Raw genomic sequence first — 18,559 nt, 5'->3', positions numbered from 1 at the left:
TCGGCGTCAACAGGAGGCTGACACGACGCGCAACAGGTCCACGTGCAGGCGTTGCACGAGGAGGACTCCACGATTCATGGGACAGGAGAGTACGGCAGGGCACCCCGCCGCACGAGGTCAGTCTCGTCATGCGAGACGTCTGGTGAGACGCGGGGTGCCCCCATCGGGCGTCTGCGCGGCGCGGCGCGCGGTTACCCGGCCGTTCGTTGTCGTGCCCGGATCAATGTTCGACGGTGATGCCCCAGCGCGCGACGAACTCCTCACCCGGCTCCAGCTCGCGCAGGCCCCGCCGGTTGTTGAAGGCGTCGGTGGCCGCGGTGCACGGCTCCACCGCGATCCCGGTGCGCCGCATGCCCTCCGGCAGCGGATCCCCGGTGAACACCTGGAGGTAGCGGTGCGCGCGGTCCGCCCACATGGTGACCGCGCGCCGGCCGTCCGCGGTCGCCAGCCGCACCCGGGTGCGGCCGTCCGGGTCGAAGAGCAGGTCGGTGAAGCCGACGTCCATGCGCAGGTCGCCGATGCGCCGCGGGCTCCGGAAGTCGAACGGGGTGCCGTCCACCGGCACCGGGTCGCCCTGCGGGATGTGCCGGGGGTGGTCGGCGAACCGGCTGGCGGCCGGCAACCGCAGCACGTCGTGGTCGATGGTGGGGCTGCCGACCGTGAGATAGGTGTGGCTGCCCACCGCGTACGGCGCCCGCTCCGCGCCGACGTTGCGCACCGTGTGCGTCATCGTCAGCTCACGCGCCTCGCCGTCGACCGCGTACGCCTGGTGGATCAGCAGGTCGAAGGGGTAACCGGGCTGGCGGTGCAGCCGCAGGCGCAGCTCCACCCGTGACTCGGTGTGCTCGCTCACCTCCCAGGTCAGCCAGCGGGTCAGCCCGTGGATCGCGTTCCCGGTGGCCGCCTCGTTGACCGGGAGCTGGTGCTCGCGCCCGTCGAAGGTGTAGCGCCCGCCGTCCACCCGGTTTGGGAACGGCGCCAGGAGCTGGCCGTGGCCTCCGGCGTGCGGCCAGTCGTCCTCGGGGAAGCCGTCGACGTAGGCGAGCCCGTCCGCGGTGAAGGCCCGCAGCCCGGCGCCCACCTCGGTCACCACGGCCCGCAGGCCCCCGGAGCGGACGACCAGTTGGCGTCCGGTGGGTGGGACGCCGTCCACGGCCGTGGGCGACGGTTCCGTCCGCTGGAGAGGGGAGACGGTGGACACGACAGGAGTACCTCTTCCATCCGGGCGGGACGCGAATTCGACTGGACATCAGCGTAACTGCACCGTGACCTTGCGCCGGTCGGGTGGAGTGGGCCGCTCCGCTCACCGGCCGGCCCCCGGGGGATACTGGGGCCGTGTCCGACACCCACCGCCCCGACCACGGCGACGCCGGCGAACCGGCGGCGCCGAACGACCCGGCCACGCCCGCCGCACCCGGCACGCCCCACCCGGACGAGGTGCGCTTCTTCGGCACCACCTGGGTCGAGCGCGGCACGGCCTACCGGCTGCGGCGCGTCGCCGTCCCGGTCGGCGCGCTCGCCGTGCTGCTGGCCGGGGCCGGACTGCTGGGCCTCGCCGTGGACGGCGTGGCGCTCGCCGGCGTGGGCGCGCCGGTGGAGGTGCTGCTGCTGGTGGCGATCGGCGTCTGCTCGGTCATCGCCGCGGCCCGCACCTGGACGCTGCTCGCCCGCGGTCGCGGCGCCCTGAGTGTCCGCATGGCGGACGACCGGGCGATGGGACCGGTGCTGACCATCGGCTTCCTCGGGGTGCTGGCGGCCTACTTCGTCCGCAGTCTGGTGGAGGCGCCCGGTGAGGCGGTGCGCCGCGCCGAGTACCAGGCCGCCCTGGACCGGCGGGCCCGAGCCCGGGCCGCCCGCTCCCGCCGGCCCGACGCGCGCCCCGACGCCCGCCGGGCCCGCCCCCGGCGCTCCGGCGGCTCCCGCCGGCCGCGCCGCTGACCCTCCGCCGGCCCGGCCACGCCCCGATCCCGGCCGCGCCCCGGCCCGGCCACGGCCCGCGCAGCGGCTCCGCCCCGCGGGGCCCGGGGGCTGTCACAATCCGCGCCGCCCCGGGTGTCTGAAGGGAGGACGGCAGCCGCCGGTCCCGAACAGGAGGTCCTCGCCATGGCCCGCATCGCCCTCGAACACCGCCGCACCGCCTTCGTCCGCCTCACCGAGTTCGCCCAGCGCCGGCTGTACGGCCGGGCGCTGGATCCGGTCCGCGCCATGCTGCACAACCGGCGGGTGGCCCGCTGGTACATCCGCGCCGAGCTGGGGGTGACCCGCTTCCGCGCCCTGGACCACACCCTGGCCGACCTCGCCGTGCTCGCCACGGCGGAGCGGATCGGCTGCTCCTGGTGCGTCGACTTCGGCCAGTGGGAGGGCGAGCGCCGGCACCGGGTGGATCCGGACAAGCTGCGGCACGTCGTGGTCTGCCCGGACCCCGGCTCCGCCCGGCCGGAGGAGGTGGCCGCGCACGACGCCGGGCACTGCCCGCTGAGCGAGCTGGAGCGCGCGGTGGTCCGCTACGCCCGGGCGATGTCCGGCGCGACCTGCGCGGTCACCGACGACCAGGTGGACTGGCTGCGCGCCCGGCTCGGCGAGGAGCGCCTGGTCGAGCTCACCATGCAGGTCGCCGTGGAGAACCTGCGGGCCCGGTTCAACTCCGCCCTCGGCCTGGTCGGGCAGGGCTTCTCGGACACCTGCGAGGTGCCGCTGGTGCGCGCGCTCGCCGGGCGGGGCGCCGCCGACCGGGTGGGGGACGCCCGGTGACGCCGCCCGGACGGAGCGCCGAGGAGGCCCTGGCCGCCGACTTCGACGACCACCGCGGCCTGCTGTTCTCGGTCGCCTACCGGATGCTCGGCAGCGTGGAGGACGCCGAGGACACCGTGCAGGACGCCTGGCTGCGCTGGTCCGCCGAGGACCGCGACGACGTCCGGGACCGGCGGGCCTACCTGGTGCGGGTGACCACCCGGCTGGCCCTGAACCGCCTGCGCGGCGCGCGGGCGCGCCGGGAGAGCTACGTCGGCCCGTGGCTGCCGGAGCCGCTGCTGGACACCCTGCCCTCGACGGACCCGGCCGCCGATCCGGAGGCCCGGGGCACCAGCGCCGAGTCGATCTCCATGGCGATGCTGCTCGTCCTGGAGACCCTCACGCCGGCGGAACGGGCCGTCTTCGTGCTGCGCGAGGTGTTCGGCTACCCCCACGCCGAGATCGCCGCCGCGCTGGAGCGCAGCGAGGCCTCGGTGCGCCAGCTCGCCCACCGGGCGCGCTCCCACGTGCAGGCCCGGCGCCCGGAGGTGGGCCTGGGCGGGGCCGGCGGGCCGGGCGACCGCGCCGGGGTGGACGCCGAGCAGCTGGCCCGGATCACCGGGAAGTTCGTCGAGGCCTGCTACGAGGGGGACGTCGAGGGCCTGAAGGCCATGCTGGCCGAGGACGTGCGGCTGATCACGGACGGCGGCGGCAAGGTGCGGGCGGCCCGGCGGCCGGTGCTCGGCGCCCGGAAGGCGGCCAGCTTCCTGGTCTCCGTCTGGGCCATGTACGCCGACGACCCGGGACGCACCCGGGAGGCGGCCACGATCAACGGGGCGCCGGGGGTGGTCTTCCGCAGGGACGGGCTGCTGGACGCGACGCTCACCCTCGACATCGACGGCGACGGGCGGGTGCGGCAGGTGTTCCTGGTGCGCAACCCCGACAAGCTGGCCCGGTGGGACGGGGAATCCAGGGAGGGCGGGGAGGCCGGGGACGCCGGGGACGGCCGGCGTGGCCGGATCCAGCATGGCTGAATATCGCCTCCGGCGCGGCGTTTCCGGAGCGACGGTCGCGGACAGATAACGATCGCGACGGTGAGAGCAGCCCATGCGCGACGGGGTCCCGGTGCGGTGATACACCGGGGCCCCGCCGTCGTCCGCGCCGCGCGGGGCCGGCCCGCGGCGGCTACAGGGCAACCCCGGTGAGCACCATCACCCGCTCCTCGGTGAGGTCCTCCATCGCCGAGCGCACCCCCTCGCGCCCGGTGCCGGACTCCTTCACGCCGCCGTAGGGCATCTGGTCGGCGCGGTAGGACGGCACGTCGCCGATCACCACGCCGCCGACCTCCAGCTCCCGCTGCGCCCGGAAGGCGACCTGGAGGTCGCGGGTGAACACCCCGGCCTGGAGCCCGAAGCGGCCGGCGTTGACCCGGGCGAACGCCTCGTCCACGTCCGCCACCCGGCGCAGCACCAGCACCGGCCCGAAGACCTCCTCGGTGACCACCCGGGCGTCGTCCGGAACGTCGGCGAGCACGGTGGGCTGGTAGCTGGCGCCGTCGCGGCGGCCGCCGGCCAGCAGGGTGGCGCCGGCGGCGACCGCCTCGTCCACCCACTCGGACACCCGGCGGGCCGCCGCCTCGTCCACCAGCGGGCCGACCTGCGTGGCGTCCTGCCACGGGTCACCGGTGACCAGGCGGCCGACCGCCTCCACCACGCGCGGGGCGAAGGCGTCGTAGACGGCGTCCTCGACGTACACCCGCTGCACGCCGATGCAGCTCTGCCCGGCCTGGTAGTTGGAGAACAGCGCCACCCGCTCGGCGGCCCGCTCCAGGTCGGCGTCCCGCAGCACCACCACGGCGGCGTTGCCGCCGAGTTCCAGGGTGACGTGCTTGCGCGGCACCCGTTCCCGGATCGCCCAGCCCACGGGGCCGCCGGTGAAGGACACCACGGGCAGCCGGGGGTCGTCCACCAGCGCCTCGGCGCGCTCGTTGGGCAGCGGCAGCACCGCGACGGAGCCGGTGGGCAGGTCCGTCTCGGCCAGGATCTCGCCGAGCAGCAGCGCGGTCAGCGGCGTGGCCGGCGCGGGCTTGACGATCACCGGGGCGCCCACCGCGATCGCCGGGGCGACCTTGTGGGCGACCAGGTTGAGCGGGAAGTTGAACGGCGTGATGGCCAGCACCGGGCCGCGCGGGGCGCGGCGCACCAGCGCGATCCGGCCCTCGCCGGCCGGGTCGGTGTCCAGCCGCTGCAGCCGGCCGTCGAAGCGGCGCGCCTCCTCGGCGGCGAGCCGGAAGACCGACACGGCGCGGGCCACCTCGGCGCGCGACCACATCAGCGGCTTGCCGTTCTCCCCGGTGATCAGCCGGGCGATCTCCTCGGAGCGCTCGGCGAGCCGCCGGGAGACGTGGCCGAGGGCCTCGGCCCGCACGTGGGCGGGGAGCGCGGCGACGGTGGAGCGGGCCTCCCAGGCGGCGCCCACGGCCTTGGCCACCTCGTCGGGGGAGGGGATGGGGGCGGTGCCGACGACGCGGCCGTCCCAGGGGTGGGTGACGGTGATCTCGGTGGAATCGGCGTTCAGCGGGAGTGCGGACATGCCGGCACGGTAGCGCCCGGGCGGCCCGCCGGGGCCTGTACGGCGCGGAGCGGCGGCGCCGGCCGGCGCGCCGGAGTGTCCAGGGCGTCGGGGGCCCGGGTGGACCCGGGGGTCAGGCCGGCCGGCCGTCGTGTATCCGCAGGGCGATCCACAGCTCCGCGCGGACGTCCGGGTCGTCCAGGTCGGTGCGCAGCAGTTCGGCGACGCGCTCGACGCGGTGCCGGACGGTGTGCCGGTGCACCCCGAGGTCCCGGGCTGCGGCGTCCCAGCGCCCGCCGCGGGCCAGGTAGGCGCGCAGCGTCGCGAGGAGTTCCGCCGGCTGCCGGCCGGCCAGCAGCGCCCCCAGCCGGGAGCGGGCGAACTCGTCGGCGGAGGGCGCGTCGACCAGGCCGAGGAAGCCGGGGGCCAGCTCCTCGTGGCGGGCCAGGGCCGTGCCGCGGCGCTCCGCCTCGGCGCGGCTGCGCTCCGCCTGGCGGACCGCCGCCGGCAGGTCGGCGGGAGTCACCGGCTCGCTCACCCCGCAGACCAGCGGGCGGGTGGCGCGCCCGAAGGCGGCGATCGCCGCGGGGGCGTCCGGCAGCAGCGCCCAGAGCGTGCCGCCCTCGGTGGCCAGCAGCGCGGTGCGCAGCGCGGCGTCCCGTTCGGCGGCGCGCAGCGCCTCGCCGACGGCGCCGGCCCGTGGCGGAGCACCGGCGGGCAGGGCGGCCTGGGCGACCCGCACCGGGTCGGGGAGCCCTCCGACGGCGTCGTCCACGGCCGCCCACACGGCCGGCTCCCGGGCGGTGAGCAGCGCGCGGAGCAGGGCGGTGCGCAGCCGGCGTTCGGTGACGCGCCGCACCTCGGGGCGTTCCAGCTCCAGGGAGAGCAGGGAGACGGCGGCGGCCAGGGCGGTGCGCCGCCGGGCGTCGAGCGGGCCGGCGGTGCCGGCCAGCAGGTAGCCGACCGGCTGGTCACCGCCCAGGGCGTGGGCGACGGCGTGCCCGGAGGCGTCCACCACGGAGGCGGCCGACGGCCGGCGGGCGGGGGAGGGCGGGCCGTCGGCGGGTGGGGGCGCGGCGATCCGGTCCAGTGCCGCGGAGAGCGCGGCGACGCCTCCGGCCGCGGCGTCGGGGGGAGCGGCGTGGCGCGGTCGCCGGTCGGTGTCCAGCAGCGCCGCCCAGCCGTCGAGCTGCCGGGCCAGCAGGGTGACGACCGCCTCCGGGCCGCGCAGCGCGGCCCGGGTCAGCTCCTGCTGCATGGCGATCGAGCGGTTCAGCTCCTCGTAGCGGTCGGCCGCGAGCAGGTCCGCCACGGCGCGGCTGATGGCCATGAAGGGGGTGGGGCGGGGGACCTCCAGCAGCGGCAGCCCGGCCCGCTCGGCGGCGGTGAGCACCTCCGGCGGCACCTCGTCGTGACCGACCCCGACGCCGACGCCGAAGCCGAGTCCGGCCACGCCCCGGTCGGCGACCCGCCGGATCCAGGCGGTGGCCGCCTCGGCGGAGCCGGTGTGCCACAACCCGGTGGTGAGCAGCAGCTCGCCGCCCTCCAGGAAGGGGGTGGGATCGGGCAGCTCGCTCACCGCCACCCAGTGCACCGGGCGCTCCAGGGCGTCCGCGCCGCAGCGCACCCGCAGGTCCAGCTCGGGGGTGCCGACGACGCGGCGGAGTGTGGGCGCCACGGTGCCTCCCTGGAATTCGTGACCGGCGTCACCTCGCGCCGGAATCGAAACGTGACTGGCGACACATTACCGCCGGCCCCGCCAGTGAGGGCCGTCACGCTTCGGCCACCGTCGACTATGGGGAATAGGAATTGGTTGGGGCCGGGCCGCCGCGGCGGCGGGCGCGGGGGGCCGGCGGGGGCCGCGGCGGCGCCCGGGGTGGGGGTCCCGGCGGTGCCCAGGCCGGGGAGGTCCGGAACGACGGCGCCGATCACGGGGGTGCCGGCGGGGCGGGCGGGTGCCTCGACGGGTGAGTCGGCACGGTGTGCGGGGCACCGCCCCGGCGGCCGGCAATTACGACCGCGGATAGTTTCTGATGGGGTTTACGGCCCTTTCCCGGAGGGTCTACAAAGGTTTCCGCCGCACGGCGCCGCGGTGAAATCGCGAGTTCGATTTCCGAGTGGCCGCGGATTCGGCCGGCAAGTCGCCGGACCGGGTTCGCGGATCACCGGGAGGAGTTCTCCGGAATTCCGCCGCGGCGCGTTCGCACGTTCCCTCACCGGCGAGGGGCCCCGTGGCGAGCGGTGCCGGGCGCACGCCCGTCGACCGACCCAGGCTGGCGCATCCGGCCCACCCGCACTCGACCACCCGAGGTACTTCCCTTCATGTCTTCCCGCCGTACCACCGCCCTGTCCACACGCGGCAAGGCCGCCATCGTGCTCGGTGCCGCCCTCGGCGCCGTCTTCGTCGGCGCCACCGGCGGTGCGATGACCGCGGACGCGGCCACGCTGAGCGCCCACGAGAAGCACGTGCGCCACCTGGAGCACATCAGGCACCTGGAGCACGTGCGGCATGTGCAGCACCTCAACCACCTGGCGCAGCTGGAGCGGGCCGCCGCCGAGTCCGGCGTCTCCGTGGGCATGTCGGCGCCGATGAGCACGACCCCGGTTGGCGACTCCTCCACCGCCGCCGAGGCGGACCAGGTCGTCGTTACGGCCACCGACCCCCGGGAGATCGCCCGCCAGCTGGTCCCGGACCCGGTGCAGTACGAGGCGTTCTGCAACATCGTCGAGCACGAGAGCAGCTGGAACGTCACCGCGACCAACCCCAGCAGCGGCGCCTACGGCCTGATGCAGGCGCTGCCCGGCTCCAAGATGGCCACCCACGGCGACGACTGGCGCACCAACCCGGAGACCCAGCTGCGCTGGGGCCTGGACTACATGAACGAGCGGTACGGCAGCCCGGTCGCGGCCTGGCAGTTCTGGCAGCTCAACGGCTGGTACTGAGCCGACACCCGCGCCCAGCGGCCCCGGACGGCGGCGCGGCGCACCCGGACCCCCGGCCACCGGCATCGGTGACCGGGGGTTTCGGCGTCCCACGCACCCCACCCTCCCCATCCGGGTCACCTTCGCCGGGATGCGCCCCATCCCGCCGCGCCGGGTGGTTCGATGACCACCACAGGCGCGCTCCCGGCCCCCGTCCGTCCCCCGGCCGGGGGCGGGGGCCAGGTCGGCGGAGGGGGCACGATGCAGGAGAGCGCACCGCCCGCGCCCGGGCGGCCCGGTCGGCGGTCCGTGGTCCGGTACGGCCTCGCGGCCGGCGCCGCGGCCGCGCTCGGCGGGGCGGCCGTCACCGTCCACCGGGCCCGCTCCGGCGACGACCGCCCGGCCGCCGCCGCCCGCACGGTCACCCCGCGAGGGCCGTCCACCACCTGGTCCGACCCCGACGGCTGGGACGGCCCGCCGCCCGGGCCGGACAGCCACGTCGTGCTGACCGGACCGGTCCTGCTGGACACCGACGCCGAGGTCGCCTCGCTGACCATCGAGGCCACCGGGTCGCTGGAGTACGCCGGCGACCGCACCCTCACCCTGGCCAGCGCCGGCAACGTCGTCGTCGCCGGCACGCTCACCCTCGCCCCGGACCGCCCCGACCTGGTCCACACCCTGCGGCTGACCGGCGCCGACGAGGCCGCCTTCCGCGGCACCGTGATGGAGCCGACCGACACCGACACCGGCGTGTGGGTGGTCGGCGCCGGGGTGCTGCGCTGGCACGGCGCCGACCGCACCGCCTGGATCCGCGCGGACGGTCCCGCGCGCGCCGGCGACACCACGCTCCACCTGGCCGCCGACCCCGCCGGGTGGCGGCCGGGCGACGAGATCGTGGTCACCCCCACCGCCCCGCCGGGCGCCGACGGCGCCACCGACGGCCACGAGCTGCGCACGCTCACCGCCCTGTCCGGCCGGACGCTCACCCTGGACCGCGCCCTGGAGCACGACCACCCGGCCGTCGCCCCGGCGGGAGGCGCCCCGGTGGGCGCCGAGGTGCTCAACCTCACCCGCAACGTCCGGGTGGAGGGCACCGCGACCGGCCGGGCGCACGTGCACATCACCAGCAGCGCCCGGCAGGAGATCCGGCACACCCGGCTGCGCTGGATGGGGCCGCGCCGGGACACCGCCGAGACCTGGCGCTCCCCGGAGGGCGTCCGGCCGGTCACCGCCGGGCTCACCGGGCGCTACGCGCTGCACTTCCACATGCTGGGCGACGCCTCCCGGGGGACGCTCGTGGAGGGCGTGGTGGTCACCGACACCGGCCACCACGCCTTCGTGCCGCACGCCAGCCACGGCATCACCTTCCGCGGCTGCGTCAGCCACGACACCTGGGAGGACCCCTACTGGTGGGACGACGCCCCGGACACCCGCACCCCGCAGGAGCCCTCGGACGAGGTGCGCTGGGAGGGCTGCGTGGCCTCCCTGGTCCGGGTCGACCCGCCGTTCCGCGGATACCGCCTGGCCGGCTTCTCCCTGGGCGCCGGGGTGGGCAGCCGGGCCACCGGGTGCGTCGCGGTCGGCGTGCAGGGCAGCGAGGGCAGCGCCGGGTTCTCCTGGCCCGAGGGCGGCAACGGCGAGTGGCGGGTCGACGGCTGCCTGGCCCACAACAACGCCGGCGGCGGGCTGTTCGTCTGGCAGAACCGCAGCCGGCCCGACACCATCAGCCACTTCGTGGCCTTCCACAACGGCGGCCCCGGCATCAACCACGGCGCCTACCTCAACGACTTCGTCTACACGGGCGCGCTGCTGCACGGCAACGCCGGCGGCGGCGTGCTGCTGCACGCGCTCGGGGCCGAGCGCGGGGCCACCTTCGCCGACCTGCACGTGGACGGGGCGGGCCTGGCCGCGCACGCCGTGGTCACCCGGCACCACCAGCTCCCCGGCGCCCCGGTGCGCTTCGTGCGCTGCGCCTTCGGCGGCTACCGGGACGCCGGGGCGTCCTTCCCGCTGGCCGACGGCGCGCCGGAGAACGTGGAGTTCATCGACTGCACCTTCACCCCGGCCGCCGGCTCCGACGCCCCCGAACTGCGCCTGGACGACGGCCTGCCCGGCGACACCCGGATCGTGCTGCGGCCGCCGGGCGGCCGGCCGGTCGCCGTGCTGCCCGCCGCCGGCGCGGCCCACGCCGACGCCACGGCCGTGCCCGGATGGAACGCCCGCACCCGGCCGACCGACCTGGAGGCGGCCCCGGGGGCGCCGCGCCGCCCACCGGTCGGCGCGCCGGTCAGCGCGCCGACCGGCCCGCCCCCCGCCGCGCCGTCCGGGAGCTGACCCCGCGGCGGAAACCGGGGCGCCGTCAGGAGCCGGACGGCGCCAGCCGCGCCAGCCGGGAGGCTGCCGCCCGAAGCTCCTCGGGCCGCTTGCAGAACGCGAACCGGATCAGCGGCGCGCTCGGCGCGTCCGGCCCCTGCCGCTCGTGGAAGACCACCGAGGGGATCGCCACCACCCCGCACAGCTCCGGGAGCCTGCGGCACAGCTCCCGGCCGTCCCGGAAACCGAGCGGGCTGGCGTCCGCCGTGACGAAGTAGGTGCCGTCCGGCACGTACACCTCGAAGCCGGCCCGCCGCAGGCCGTCGACCAGCAGGTCGCGCCGGCCGCGCAGCTCCGCCGCCAGGCCGCGCACCCAGTCGTCCTGGCCGTCCAGCGCCTCCGCGACCGCGTACTGCAGCGGGCCGCCGGACACGTAGGTGAGGAACTGCTTCGCCGTGCGCACCGCCGCCACCAGCTCCGCGGGTCCGTGCACCCAGCCCACCTTCCACCCGGTGAAGGAGAACGTCTTGCCGGCGGAGGAGACGGTCAGCGTCCGCTCCGCCATGCCCGGGAAGGTGGCGAGCGGCAGGTGCGGCACCCCGTAGGTCAGGTGCTCGTACACCTCGTCGGTGAGCACCAGCAGGTCCCGCTCCACGGCGATCCGCGCCACCTCGGCCAGCTCCTCGCGGGTGAGCACCGTACCGGTGGGGTTGTGCGGCGAGTTCAGCAGGATCAACCGGGTGCGCGGCCCCACCGCCGCGCGCAGCGCCGCCACGTCCAGCCGGAAGTCCGGGGCGCGCAGCGGTACCCCGACCCGCACCCCGCCGGCCATCGCGATGCCCGCCGTGTACGAGTCGTAGTAGGGCTCCAGCGCCACCACCTCGTCCCCCGGCTCCACCAGGGCCAGCAGCGCCGCGGCGATCGCCTCGGTGGCCCCCGCCGTCACCAGCACCTCGCGGTCCGGGTCCACGTCCAGCCCGTACCAGCGCCTCTGGTGCCGGGCGACCGCCTGACGCAGCTCGGGAACGCCCGCCCCCGGCGGGTACTGGTTGCCCCGCCCCTCCCGCAGGGCGCGCACGGCGGCCTCCATCACCTCGGCCGGACCGTCGGTGTCCGGGAAGCCCTGGCCCAGGTTGATCGCCCCGGTCCGGGTGGCCAGCTCGGACATCTCCGCGAAGATCGTCGTACCCGTTCCGGCCAGCCGGCCCGCCAGGACGCCGCGCATGCGGTCCCCTTCCTCCGTCGCGTGCCCGCGTGGCCGTGCGGCGCTCCGCGGGACGCTGGTCGCTCCCGCGCGCCGTGGCCGTTCCACGGCGCGGTCCCACCGGCACGGCGGACCCGCGCGGCCGAGGAGTCGGCCGCCGACGCCGGCCCGCAGCGCGCCGGGCCGCCCGGTCCGAGGGAACCGGCGGACGGCTGATCCAATGGGACCATGAGCACCGAGAGCACCGCGAACCACGCGGACACCCCGCTGCGGGTCGGGCTGGTCGGCTTCGGCACCGCCGGCGCCGTCTTCCACGCGCCGCTGATCGCCGCCACCGAGGGCCTGGCCCTGGACACCGTGGTCACCGCCGACCCGGAACGCCGCGCCCGGGCGGCCCGCGAGTACCCCGGCGTCCGGCTGGTCGACAGCGCCGAGCGCCTCCTGGAGGACGGCGCCGACCGGCTCGACCTGCTCGTCGTCGCCTCCCCCAACCGCACCCACGTCCCCCTCGCGCGCGCCGCCCTGCGGGCCGGCCTCCCGGTCGTGGTCGACAAGCCGCTGGCCCCCACCGCGCGGGAGGGCCGGGAGCTGGTGGACCTCGCGGCGGAGCGCGGGCTGCTGCTCACCGTCTTCCACAACCGCCGCTGGGACGGCGACTTCCGCACCGTGCGCACGGTGCTGGACTCCGGCGCGCTCGGCACCGTCACCCGCTTCGAGTCGCGCTTCGACCGCTGGCGGCCGGCGCCCAAGGGCGGCTGGCGGGAGTCGGCCGACCCGGCCGAGGTCGGCGGGCTGCTGTACGACCTCGGCAGCCACCTGGTCGACCAGGCCCTGCAGCTGTTCGGGCCGGCCGCGCGGGTGTACGCCGAGGCGGACGTGCGCCGCCCCGGCACCGGCGCGGACGACGACTCCTTCATCGCCCTCACCCACACCAGCGGGGTCCGCTCCCACCTGTGGATGGGGACCCTCGCCTCCCAGCGCACCCCGCGCTTCCGGGTGTTCGGCACCGCCGGCAGCTACCTGAAGTACGGGCTCGACCCGCAGGAGGGCGCGCTGCGGGCGGGCCTGCGTCCCGGGGGCGAGGGCTGGGGCGCGGAGCCGCAGGGCGCCTGGGGCACCATCGGCGCCGACGCCGAGCCCGGCGACCTGCGCACCCTGGCCACCGAGCCGGGCGACTACCCGGCCTTCTACGCCGCCGTGGGCGAGGCGCTGCGCGGACGGGCGCCGGCCCCGGTCGAGGCCGCGCAGGCCGTGGACGTCCTCACGGTCCTGGAGGCGGCCCACGCCTCGGCCGCCAGCGGCGAGGTCGTCGCCCTCTGACCCTCCCGGCGCCGCGCGGCCCCGCGCGCGGCCGGCCCGGCCGAGCGACGCCGGCCGGGCCGCCGGGCCGGCCGTGGCCGCAGCCGGCCAGGTCAGCGGGGGTGCCGGAAGCCGTGCCGGCGTGGCCCGGCCGCCCGCGCGGTCGTAGGGTTCCGGACATGGAATTCCGTCATCTCGGCCGTAGTGGCCTGGTCATCAGCGAGATCTCCTACGGCAACTGGCTCACCCACGGCTCCCAGGTGGAGGAGGAGACGGCCACCTCCTGCGTGCGCGCCGCCCTGGACGCCGGCATCACCACCTTCGACACCGCCGACGTCTACGCCGGCACCCGCGCCGAGGAGGTCCTCGGCCGCGCCCTGAAGGGCGAGCGCCGCGAGGACCTGGAGATCTTCACCAAGGTCTTCTGGCCGGCCCAGCCGTCCCCCGGCCGCAACAACCGGGGCCTGTCCCGCAAGCACATCATGGAGTCGATCGACGGCTCGCTGCGCCGCCTGGGGACCGACTACGTCGACCTCTACCAGGCCCACCGGTTCGACCACTCCACCCCGCTGGAGGAGACCATGTCGGCCTTCGCCGACCTGGTGCACGCCGGCAAGGCGCACTACATCGGCGTGAGCGAGTGGACCGCCGACCAGATCCGGCGCGGCTGGGCCCTGGCACGGGAGTTGAACGTTCCGCTTGTCTCCAGCCAGCCGCAGTACTCCGCGCTGTGGCGGGTGATCGAGGCCGAGGTCGTCCCCACCTGCGAGGAGCTGGGAATCGGCCAGATCGTCTGGTCCCCGATCGCGCAGGGCGTGCTGACCGGCAAGTACCTCCCGGGGCAGGAGGCCCCCGCGGGCTCGCGGGCGACCGACGACAAGGGCGGGGCGGGCATGGTCTCGCGCTGGCTGCGCGACGACGTGCTGACCCGGGTGCAGCAGCTGCGCCCGCTGGCCGAGGAGGCCGGCCTGACCATGGCCCAGCTGGCCGTGGCCTGGGTGCTGCAGAACCCGAACGTCTCCTCGGCGATCATCGGCGCCTCGCGCCCCGAGCAGGTGGCGGAGAACGTCGCCGCCGCCGGGGTCCGGCTGGAGGCCGAACTCATGGCCCGGATCGACGAGATCCTCGACCCGGTGGTCGAGCGGGACCCGTCGCACACCGGCAAGCAGGCGCCCCCGGCGAACTGGCGCGTCGCGTCCTGAGCGGCCCCGCGCGCCGGGGCGTCACGGCCGAGCGCGCCCCTGCGTCATCACCGCGTCACTGATCGTCAATCCTCCTAGTGAGACCTTGTCAACTTGGGGAAAGCCGACCAAGATTTTCCGGCGTTCGGTGCAAGGGCGGGCTCGCCATGCCGGTACGCTCGCCCTAGTCCCACCAGCAGCGCGTTTCGCGTTGCTCCGCAGTCCCGGAGCAACTAGGTTCCACTGCGGTCCATATCCAAGAGTTTTCCTACGAGGTGACACGCCAGTGGCTCTTCCGCCCCTAACCCCAGAACAGCGAGCGGCTGCCCTCGCCAAGGCCGCCGAGGCTCGGCGGGAGCGTGCCGAGGTGAAGAACCGGCTGAAGAACTCCGGGGCCTCGCTCAGCGAGGTCATCAAGGAGGGCCAGCAGAACGAGGTCATCGGCAAGATGAAGGTCTCCGCCCTGCTGGAATCCCTGCCGGGTGTCGGTAAGGTCCGTGCCAAGCAGATCATGGAGCGGCTCAACATCTCCGAGAGCCGCCGCGTCCGTGGTCTCGGTTCCAAGCAGATCCAGCACCTGGAGCAGGAGTTCGGCGGTTCTTCGTCCTGACGGCCCGCCCCCGTTTCCCGCGCGTTCCGCGCCGGGTGACGGACCCCGGCCACGGTCCGGGATAATCGGCACATGAACGGACGTCCGCGGCTGACCGTGCTCTCCGGCCCCTCGGGGGTCGGCAAGAGCACGGTCGTCGCTCATCTACGCGCAACACGCCCCCAGATCTGGCTCTCGGTCTCGGCCACCACCCGCAGGCCGCGACCCGGCGAGGTGGACGGGGTCCAGTACCACTTCGTCGACCGGGACGAGTTCGACAAGCTCGTCGCCAACGGCGAGCTGCTGGAGTGGGCCGAGTTCGCCGGCAACCGCTACGGGACGCCGCGCGGCCCGGTGCTGGAGAAGCTCCAGGCCGGGGTGCCCACCCTGCTGGAGATCGACCTCCAGGGGGCCCGCCAGGTCCGGCAGGCCATGCCGGAGGCCCAGCTGGTCTTCCTCGCCCCGCCCTCCTGGGACGAACTGGTGCGCCGCCTGGTCGGCCGCGGCACCGAGCCGCCCGAGGTCGTCGAGCGGCGGCTCGCGGCAGCCCGGGTCGAACTCGCCGCCGAGGCGGAGTTCGACACCACGCTGGTCAACACCTCCGTCGAGGACGTCAGCCGCGAACTGCTAGCCTTGATGAACGTCGACTGAAGCACACCTGTATCGCAAGCAACGAACGAAGGTAGAGCGTGTCCTCTTCCACGAACGCGCCCGAGGGCATCATCAACCCGCCGATCGACGAGCTGCTTGAGGCCACGGACTCCAAGTACAGCCTGGTGATCTACGCGGCCAAGCGGGCGCGGCAGATCAACGCGTACTACTCGCAGCTCGGCGAGGGGCTGCTGGAGTACGTCGGCCCGCTGGTCGACACCCACGTGCACGAGAAGCCGCTGTCGATCGCGCTGCGCGAGATCAACGCCGGCATGCTCACGGCGGAGAAGGTCGACGCCCCGCCCCTCGGGCAGTGACCTCATAACCGACGTCGATCGTTTTCGTCGAGCGTCCGTACCTTCACGCCCCGGGCCGCCAGCCGGCCCCGGGGCGTGAAGCGTGTTGTGGACCCCCCGCCCCGAAGGGAACGCGCCATGACCGACCGGCCCCGTGTGGTGCTGGGGGTGGGCGGCGGGATCGCCGCCTACAAGGCCTGCGAACTGCTGCGCCTGTTCACCGAGTCCGGCCACCGGGTCAAGGTGGTGCCGACCGCCGCCGCGCTGGAGTTCGTCGGCGCGCCCACCTGGGCCGCGCTGTCCGGGCAGCCGGTGGCCACCGAGGTCTGGGACGGCGTGCACGCCGTGCCGCACGTCCGCATCGGGCAGGAGGCCGACCTCGTCGTCGTCGCCCCGGCCACCGCGGACCTGCTGGCCAGGGCCGCGCACGGGCTCGCCGACGACCTGCTGACCAACACCCTGCTCACCGCGCGCTGCCCGGTCGTCTTCGCGCCCGCCATGCACACCGAGATGTGGGAGCACCCGGCCACCCGGGAGAACGTCGCGACGCTGCGCCGGCGCGGCGCCGTGGTGGTCGAGCCCGCGGTGGGCCGGCTGACCGGCGCGGACACCGGCAAGGGCCGGCTGCCCGATCCGGCCGGGATCTTCGCCCTGTCCCGGCGGGTCCTCGCCCGGGGCGTCGCCGGCACCGCCCCCGACCTGGCCGGCCGCCACGTGCTGGTCACCTCCGGCGGCACCCGGGAGCCCCTGGATCCGGTCCGCTACCTCGGCAACCGCTCCTCCGGCCGGCAGGGCCACGCGCTGGCGGCCACCGCCGCCGCCCGGGGCGCCGAGGTGACGCTGATCGCCGCCGGCGTGGAGGTGCCCGACCCGGCCGGCGTCACGGTGCGCCGGGTCGGCACCGCGGCCGAGCTGCGCGCGGCCGTGCTGGAGGCCGCCCCGGCCGCCGACGCGGTGGTGATGGCGGCGGCGGTGGCCGACTTCCGGCCGGCCCACTACGCCACCGGCAAGATCAAGAAGCGGGACGGCGTCGAGCCCGACCCGATCCCGCTGGTGCGCAACCCGGACATCCTCGCCGAGATATCCGCCCGGCGGGCCCGCCCCGGCCAGGTCGTGGTGGGCTTCGCCGCGGAGACCGACGACGTGCTGGCGAACGGCCGGGCCAAGCTCGCCCGCAAGGGCTGCGACCTGCTCGTGGTCAACGAGGTCGGGGCGGAGAAGGTCTTCGGCTCGGACCACAACGAGGCGGTGGTGCTGGGCGCCGACGGCAGCCGCACGCCGGTCCCGCACGGCCCCAAGGAGGACCTCGCGGACGTCGTCTGGGACCTCGTCCGGGACCGCCTGGCCGACGCCCGGGGGTGAGGGCGCCAGGCCCGCGCACGCCGCCGCGGCGCGCGCGCCGGGCGCGCACCGTCCCATTTGGCGAGGTCGGTCCCGCCTCGCCGCGGGCGGCGGATAAACTCTCCTCTAGTCGAACCGAACGAACCCGATGACGGCCGATCCGCCACCGGGACAGTCAGCCAGCAGCCGCTGCACACCCCAGGGAGCGATGTGTCTCGCCGCCTGTTCACCTCGGAGTCCGTCACCGAGGGGCACCCCGACAAGATCGCTGACCAGATCAGCGACACCATTCTCGACGCGATCCTGACCCAGGACCCGACCTCGCGGGTGGCGGTGGAGACGCTCATCACCACCGGCCAGGTGCACGTGGCCGGTGAGGTGACCACCGAGGCCTACGCCGACATCGCCACCCTGGTGCGGGAGAAGGTCCTGCAGATCGGCTACGACTCCTCCAAGAAGGGGTTCGACGGCGCCTCCTGCGGGGTCTCCGTGTCGATCGGGGCGCAGTCGCCGGACATCGCGCAGGGTGTGGACTCCGCCTGGGAGGCGCGCACGGGGCAGGGCGTGGACGACCTGGACCAGCAGGGCGCCGGTGACCAGGGCCTGATGTTCGGCTACGCCTGCGACGAGACGCCCGAGCTCATGCCGCTGCCGATCACCCTGGCGCACCGCCTGGCCCGGCGGCTGACCGAGGTGCGCAAGTCCGGCACCGTCCCCTACCTGCGCCCGGACGGCAAGACGCAGGTCACCATCGAGTACGACGGGGACCGGCCGGTGCGGCTGGACACCGTGGTGATCTCCACCCAGCACGCGGCCGACATCGACCTGGAGTCGCTGCTCGCCCCGGACGTGCAGGAGTTCGTGGTCGAGCCGGAGCTGAAGGCGCTGGCCGAGCAGGGCATCGACCTGGCGACCGACGGCTACCGGCTGCTGGTCAACCCCACCGGCCGGTTCGAGGTCGGCGGGCCGATGGGCGACGCCGGACTGACCGGCCGGAAGATCATCATCGACACCTACGGTGGCATGGCCCGGCACGGCGGCGGCGCCTTCTCCGGCAAGGACCCGTCCAAGGTGGACCGCTCCGCCGCGTACGCGATGCGCTGGGTCGCCAAGAACGTGGTCGCCGCGGGCCTGGCCACGCGCTGCGAGGTGCAGGTGGCCTACGCCATCGGCAAGGCCGCCCCGGTCGGCCTGTTCGTCGAGACCTTCGGCACCGAGACGGTGGCGGCCCAGGCCATAGAGAAGGCCGTCACCGAGGTGTTCGACCTCCGTCCCGCCGCGATCATCCGCGACCTGGACCTGCTCCGGCCGATCTACGCCCTCACCGCCGCGTACGGGCACTTCGGCCGCGAGCTGCCGGAGTTCACCTGGGAGCGCACCGACCGGGCCGAGGCGCTGCGCGCCGCCGCCGGTCTGGCCTGACCCGCCGCGCCCACCGCGTTCGACGACGCCACGGCCGCGG

The 18,559-nt window shown here is 75.6% G+C and carries 16 protein-coding genes; 12 read left to right on the top strand and 4 right to left on the bottom strand.

Features of this window, described 5'->3' with window-relative positions; genetic code table 11:
* Window positions 1-220: 220 nt before the first annotated feature.
* Window positions 221-1,201 carry an aldose 1-epimerase family protein gene (locus FHU37_RS09585; RefSeq protein ID WP_179813797.1) on the bottom strand — a complete coding sequence of 327 codons (981 nt, stop codon included), beginning with the start codon at window positions 1,199-1,201 and terminating at the stop codon, window positions 221-223.
* 134 nt (window positions 1,202-1,335) lie between these two features.
* On the opposite strand from FHU37_RS09585, the gene FHU37_RS09580 reads away from it, so the two are divergent.
* The 3 genes from FHU37_RS09580 to FHU37_RS09570 all read left to right on the top strand — a co-directional run bounded on the left by FHU37_RS09580 (window position 1,336) and on the right by FHU37_RS09570 (window position 3,764).
* On the top strand, window positions 1,336-1,938 hold the full coding sequence (locus FHU37_RS09580) for a bile acid:sodium symporter family protein (protein ID WP_179813796.1): 603 nt from the start codon (window positions 1,336-1,338) through the stop codon (window positions 1,936-1,938).
* A 165-nt stretch (window positions 1,939-2,103) separates the two neighbouring features.
* Window positions 2,104-2,751 carry a carboxymuconolactone decarboxylase family protein gene (locus tag FHU37_RS09575; RefSeq protein ID WP_179813795.1) on the top strand — a complete coding sequence of 216 codons (648 nt, stop codon included), beginning with the start codon at window positions 2,104-2,106 and terminating at the stop codon, window positions 2,749-2,751.
* The gene (locus FHU37_RS09570; protein WP_179813794.1) at window positions 2,748-3,764 is read left to right on the top strand and encodes an RNA polymerase sigma-70 factor; all 1,017 of its coding nucleotides are present in this window, start codon (window positions 2,748-2,750) and stop codon (window positions 3,762-3,764) included. The genes FHU37_RS09575 and FHU37_RS09570 overlap by 4 nt, the downstream gene beginning before the upstream one ends.
* Before the next feature lie 151 nt (window positions 3,765-3,915).
* Here the strand turns inward: FHU37_RS09570 and FHU37_RS09565 are convergent, their stop codons facing one another.
* Window positions 3,916-5,322 (bottom strand): aldehyde dehydrogenase family protein, encoded by a 1,407-nt coding sequence (locus FHU37_RS09565; RefSeq protein ID WP_179813793.1) that lies wholly within the window; start codon window positions 5,320-5,322, stop codon window positions 3,916-3,918.
* A gap of 112 nt (window positions 5,323-5,434) precedes the next feature.
* Complete coding sequence (locus FHU37_RS28935; RefSeq protein WP_179813792.1) at window positions 5,435-6,979, bottom strand: PucR family transcriptional regulator; 1,545 nt, start codon at window positions 6,977-6,979, stop codon at window positions 5,435-5,437.
* An 899-nt stretch (window positions 6,980-7,878) separates the two neighbouring features.
* Here FHU37_RS28935 and FHU37_RS09555 point away from each other — a divergent pair.
* Together FHU37_RS09555 and FHU37_RS09550 are read left to right on the top strand one after the other, a co-directional pair.
* Window positions 7,879-8,244 (top strand): aggregation-promoting factor C-terminal-like domain-containing protein, encoded by a 366-nt coding sequence (locus FHU37_RS09555; RefSeq protein WP_179816142.1) that lies wholly within the window; start codon window positions 7,879-7,881, stop codon window positions 8,242-8,244.
* A 240-nt stretch (window positions 8,245-8,484) separates the two neighbouring features.
* The gene (locus FHU37_RS09550; protein WP_179813791.1) at window positions 8,485-10,557 is read left to right on the top strand and encodes a hypothetical protein; all 2,073 of its coding nucleotides are present in this window, start codon (window positions 8,485-8,487) and stop codon (window positions 10,555-10,557) included.
* A gap of 25 nt (window positions 10,558-10,582) precedes the next feature.
* Here FHU37_RS09550 and FHU37_RS09545 read toward each other — a convergent pair whose 3' ends face one another.
* Entirely contained in the window at window positions 10,583-11,761 is a 1,179-nt protein-coding gene (locus FHU37_RS09545; RefSeq protein ID WP_179813790.1) for a pyridoxal phosphate-dependent aminotransferase, read from the bottom strand.
* A 207-nt stretch (window positions 11,762-11,968) separates the two neighbouring features.
* On the opposite strand from FHU37_RS09545, the gene FHU37_RS09540 reads away from it, so the two are divergent.
* From FHU37_RS09540 to metK, 7 genes are all read left to right on the top strand, one after another.
* On the top strand, window positions 11,969-13,060 hold the full coding sequence (locus tag FHU37_RS09540) for a Gfo/Idh/MocA family protein (RefSeq protein ID WP_179813789.1): 1,092 nt from the start codon (window positions 11,969-11,971) through the stop codon (window positions 13,058-13,060).
* A 158-nt stretch (window positions 13,061-13,218) separates the two neighbouring features.
* A complete protein-coding gene (locus FHU37_RS09535; protein WP_179813788.1) occupies window positions 13,219-14,241 on the top strand; it encodes an aldo/keto reductase family protein in 1,023 nt (340 codons plus the stop codon).
* A gap of 265 nt (window positions 14,242-14,506) precedes the next feature.
* Window positions 14,507-14,830, top strand: coding sequence for an integration host factor, actinobacterial type (gene mihF / locus FHU37_RS09530; RefSeq protein WP_179813787.1), 324 nt, complete (start codon window positions 14,507-14,509; stop codon window positions 14,828-14,830).
* A gap of 72 nt (window positions 14,831-14,902) precedes the next feature.
* A complete protein-coding gene (gene gmk / locus FHU37_RS09525) occupies window positions 14,903-15,460 on the top strand; it encodes a guanylate kinase (RefSeq protein WP_179813786.1) in 558 nt (185 codons plus the stop codon).
* Between the two features lie 38 nt (window positions 15,461-15,498).
* The gene (gene rpoZ / locus FHU37_RS09520; protein ID WP_179813785.1) at window positions 15,499-15,777 is read left to right on the top strand and encodes a DNA-directed RNA polymerase subunit omega; all 279 of its coding nucleotides are present in this window, start codon (window positions 15,499-15,501) and stop codon (window positions 15,775-15,777) included.
* Window positions 15,778-15,894: 117 nt separating this feature from the next.
* The gene (gene coaBC / locus FHU37_RS09515) at window positions 15,895-17,118 is read left to right on the top strand and encodes a bifunctional phosphopantothenoylcysteine decarboxylase/phosphopantothenate--cysteine ligase CoaBC (RefSeq protein ID WP_179813784.1); all 1,224 of its coding nucleotides are present in this window, start codon (window positions 15,895-15,897) and stop codon (window positions 17,116-17,118) included.
* A 189-nt stretch (window positions 17,119-17,307) separates the two neighbouring features.
* A complete protein-coding gene (metK, locus tag FHU37_RS09510) occupies window positions 17,308-18,519 on the top strand; it encodes a methionine adenosyltransferase (protein ID WP_179813783.1) in 1,212 nt (403 codons plus the stop codon).
* Window positions 18,520-18,559: the final 40 nt, after the last annotated feature.

Origin of the sequence: Allostreptomyces psammosilenae (assembly GCF_013407765.1) — a bacterium.
In the GTDB taxonomy this organism is placed as follows: domain Bacteria; phylum Actinomycetota; class Actinomycetes; order Streptomycetales; family Streptomycetaceae; genus Allostreptomyces; species Allostreptomyces psammosilenae.
Note: the sequence above shows the minus strand (reverse complement) of the source record. Positions and strands in the feature narration are given on the sequence as shown.

Coding starts and splice junctions, on each gene's coding strand:
- gmk (WP_179813786.1), top strand. CDS start 14,903: ATGAACGGACGTCCGCGGCTGACCGTGCTCTCCGGCCCCTCGGGGGTC.
- FHU37_RS09550 (WP_179813791.1), top strand. CDS start 8,485: ATGCAGGAGAGCGCACCGCCCGCGCCCGGGCGGCCCGGTCGGCGGTCC.
- FHU37_RS09555 (WP_179816142.1), top strand. CDS start 7,879: ATGTCGGCGCCGATGAGCACGACCCCGGTTGGCGACTCCTCCACCGCC.
- FHU37_RS09575 (WP_179813795.1), top strand. CDS start 2,104: ATGGCCCGCATCGCCCTCGAACACCGCCGCACCGCCTTCGTCCGCCTC.
- FHU37_RS09565 (WP_179813793.1), bottom strand. CDS start 5,322: ATGTCCGCACTCCCGCTGAACGCCGATTCCACCGAGATCACCGTCACC.
- FHU37_RS09545 (WP_179813790.1), bottom strand. CDS start 11,761: ATGCGCGGCGTCCTGGCGGGCCGGCTGGCCGGAACGGGTACGACGATC.
- FHU37_RS09540 (WP_179813789.1), top strand. CDS start 11,969: ATGAGCACCGAGAGCACCGCGAACCACGCGGACACCCCGCTGCGGGTC.
- FHU37_RS09535 (WP_179813788.1), top strand. CDS start 13,219: ATGGAATTCCGTCATCTCGGCCGTAGTGGCCTGGTCATCAGCGAGATC.
- coaBC (WP_179813784.1), top strand. CDS start 15,895: ATGACCGACCGGCCCCGTGTGGTGCTGGGGGTGGGCGGCGGGATCGCC.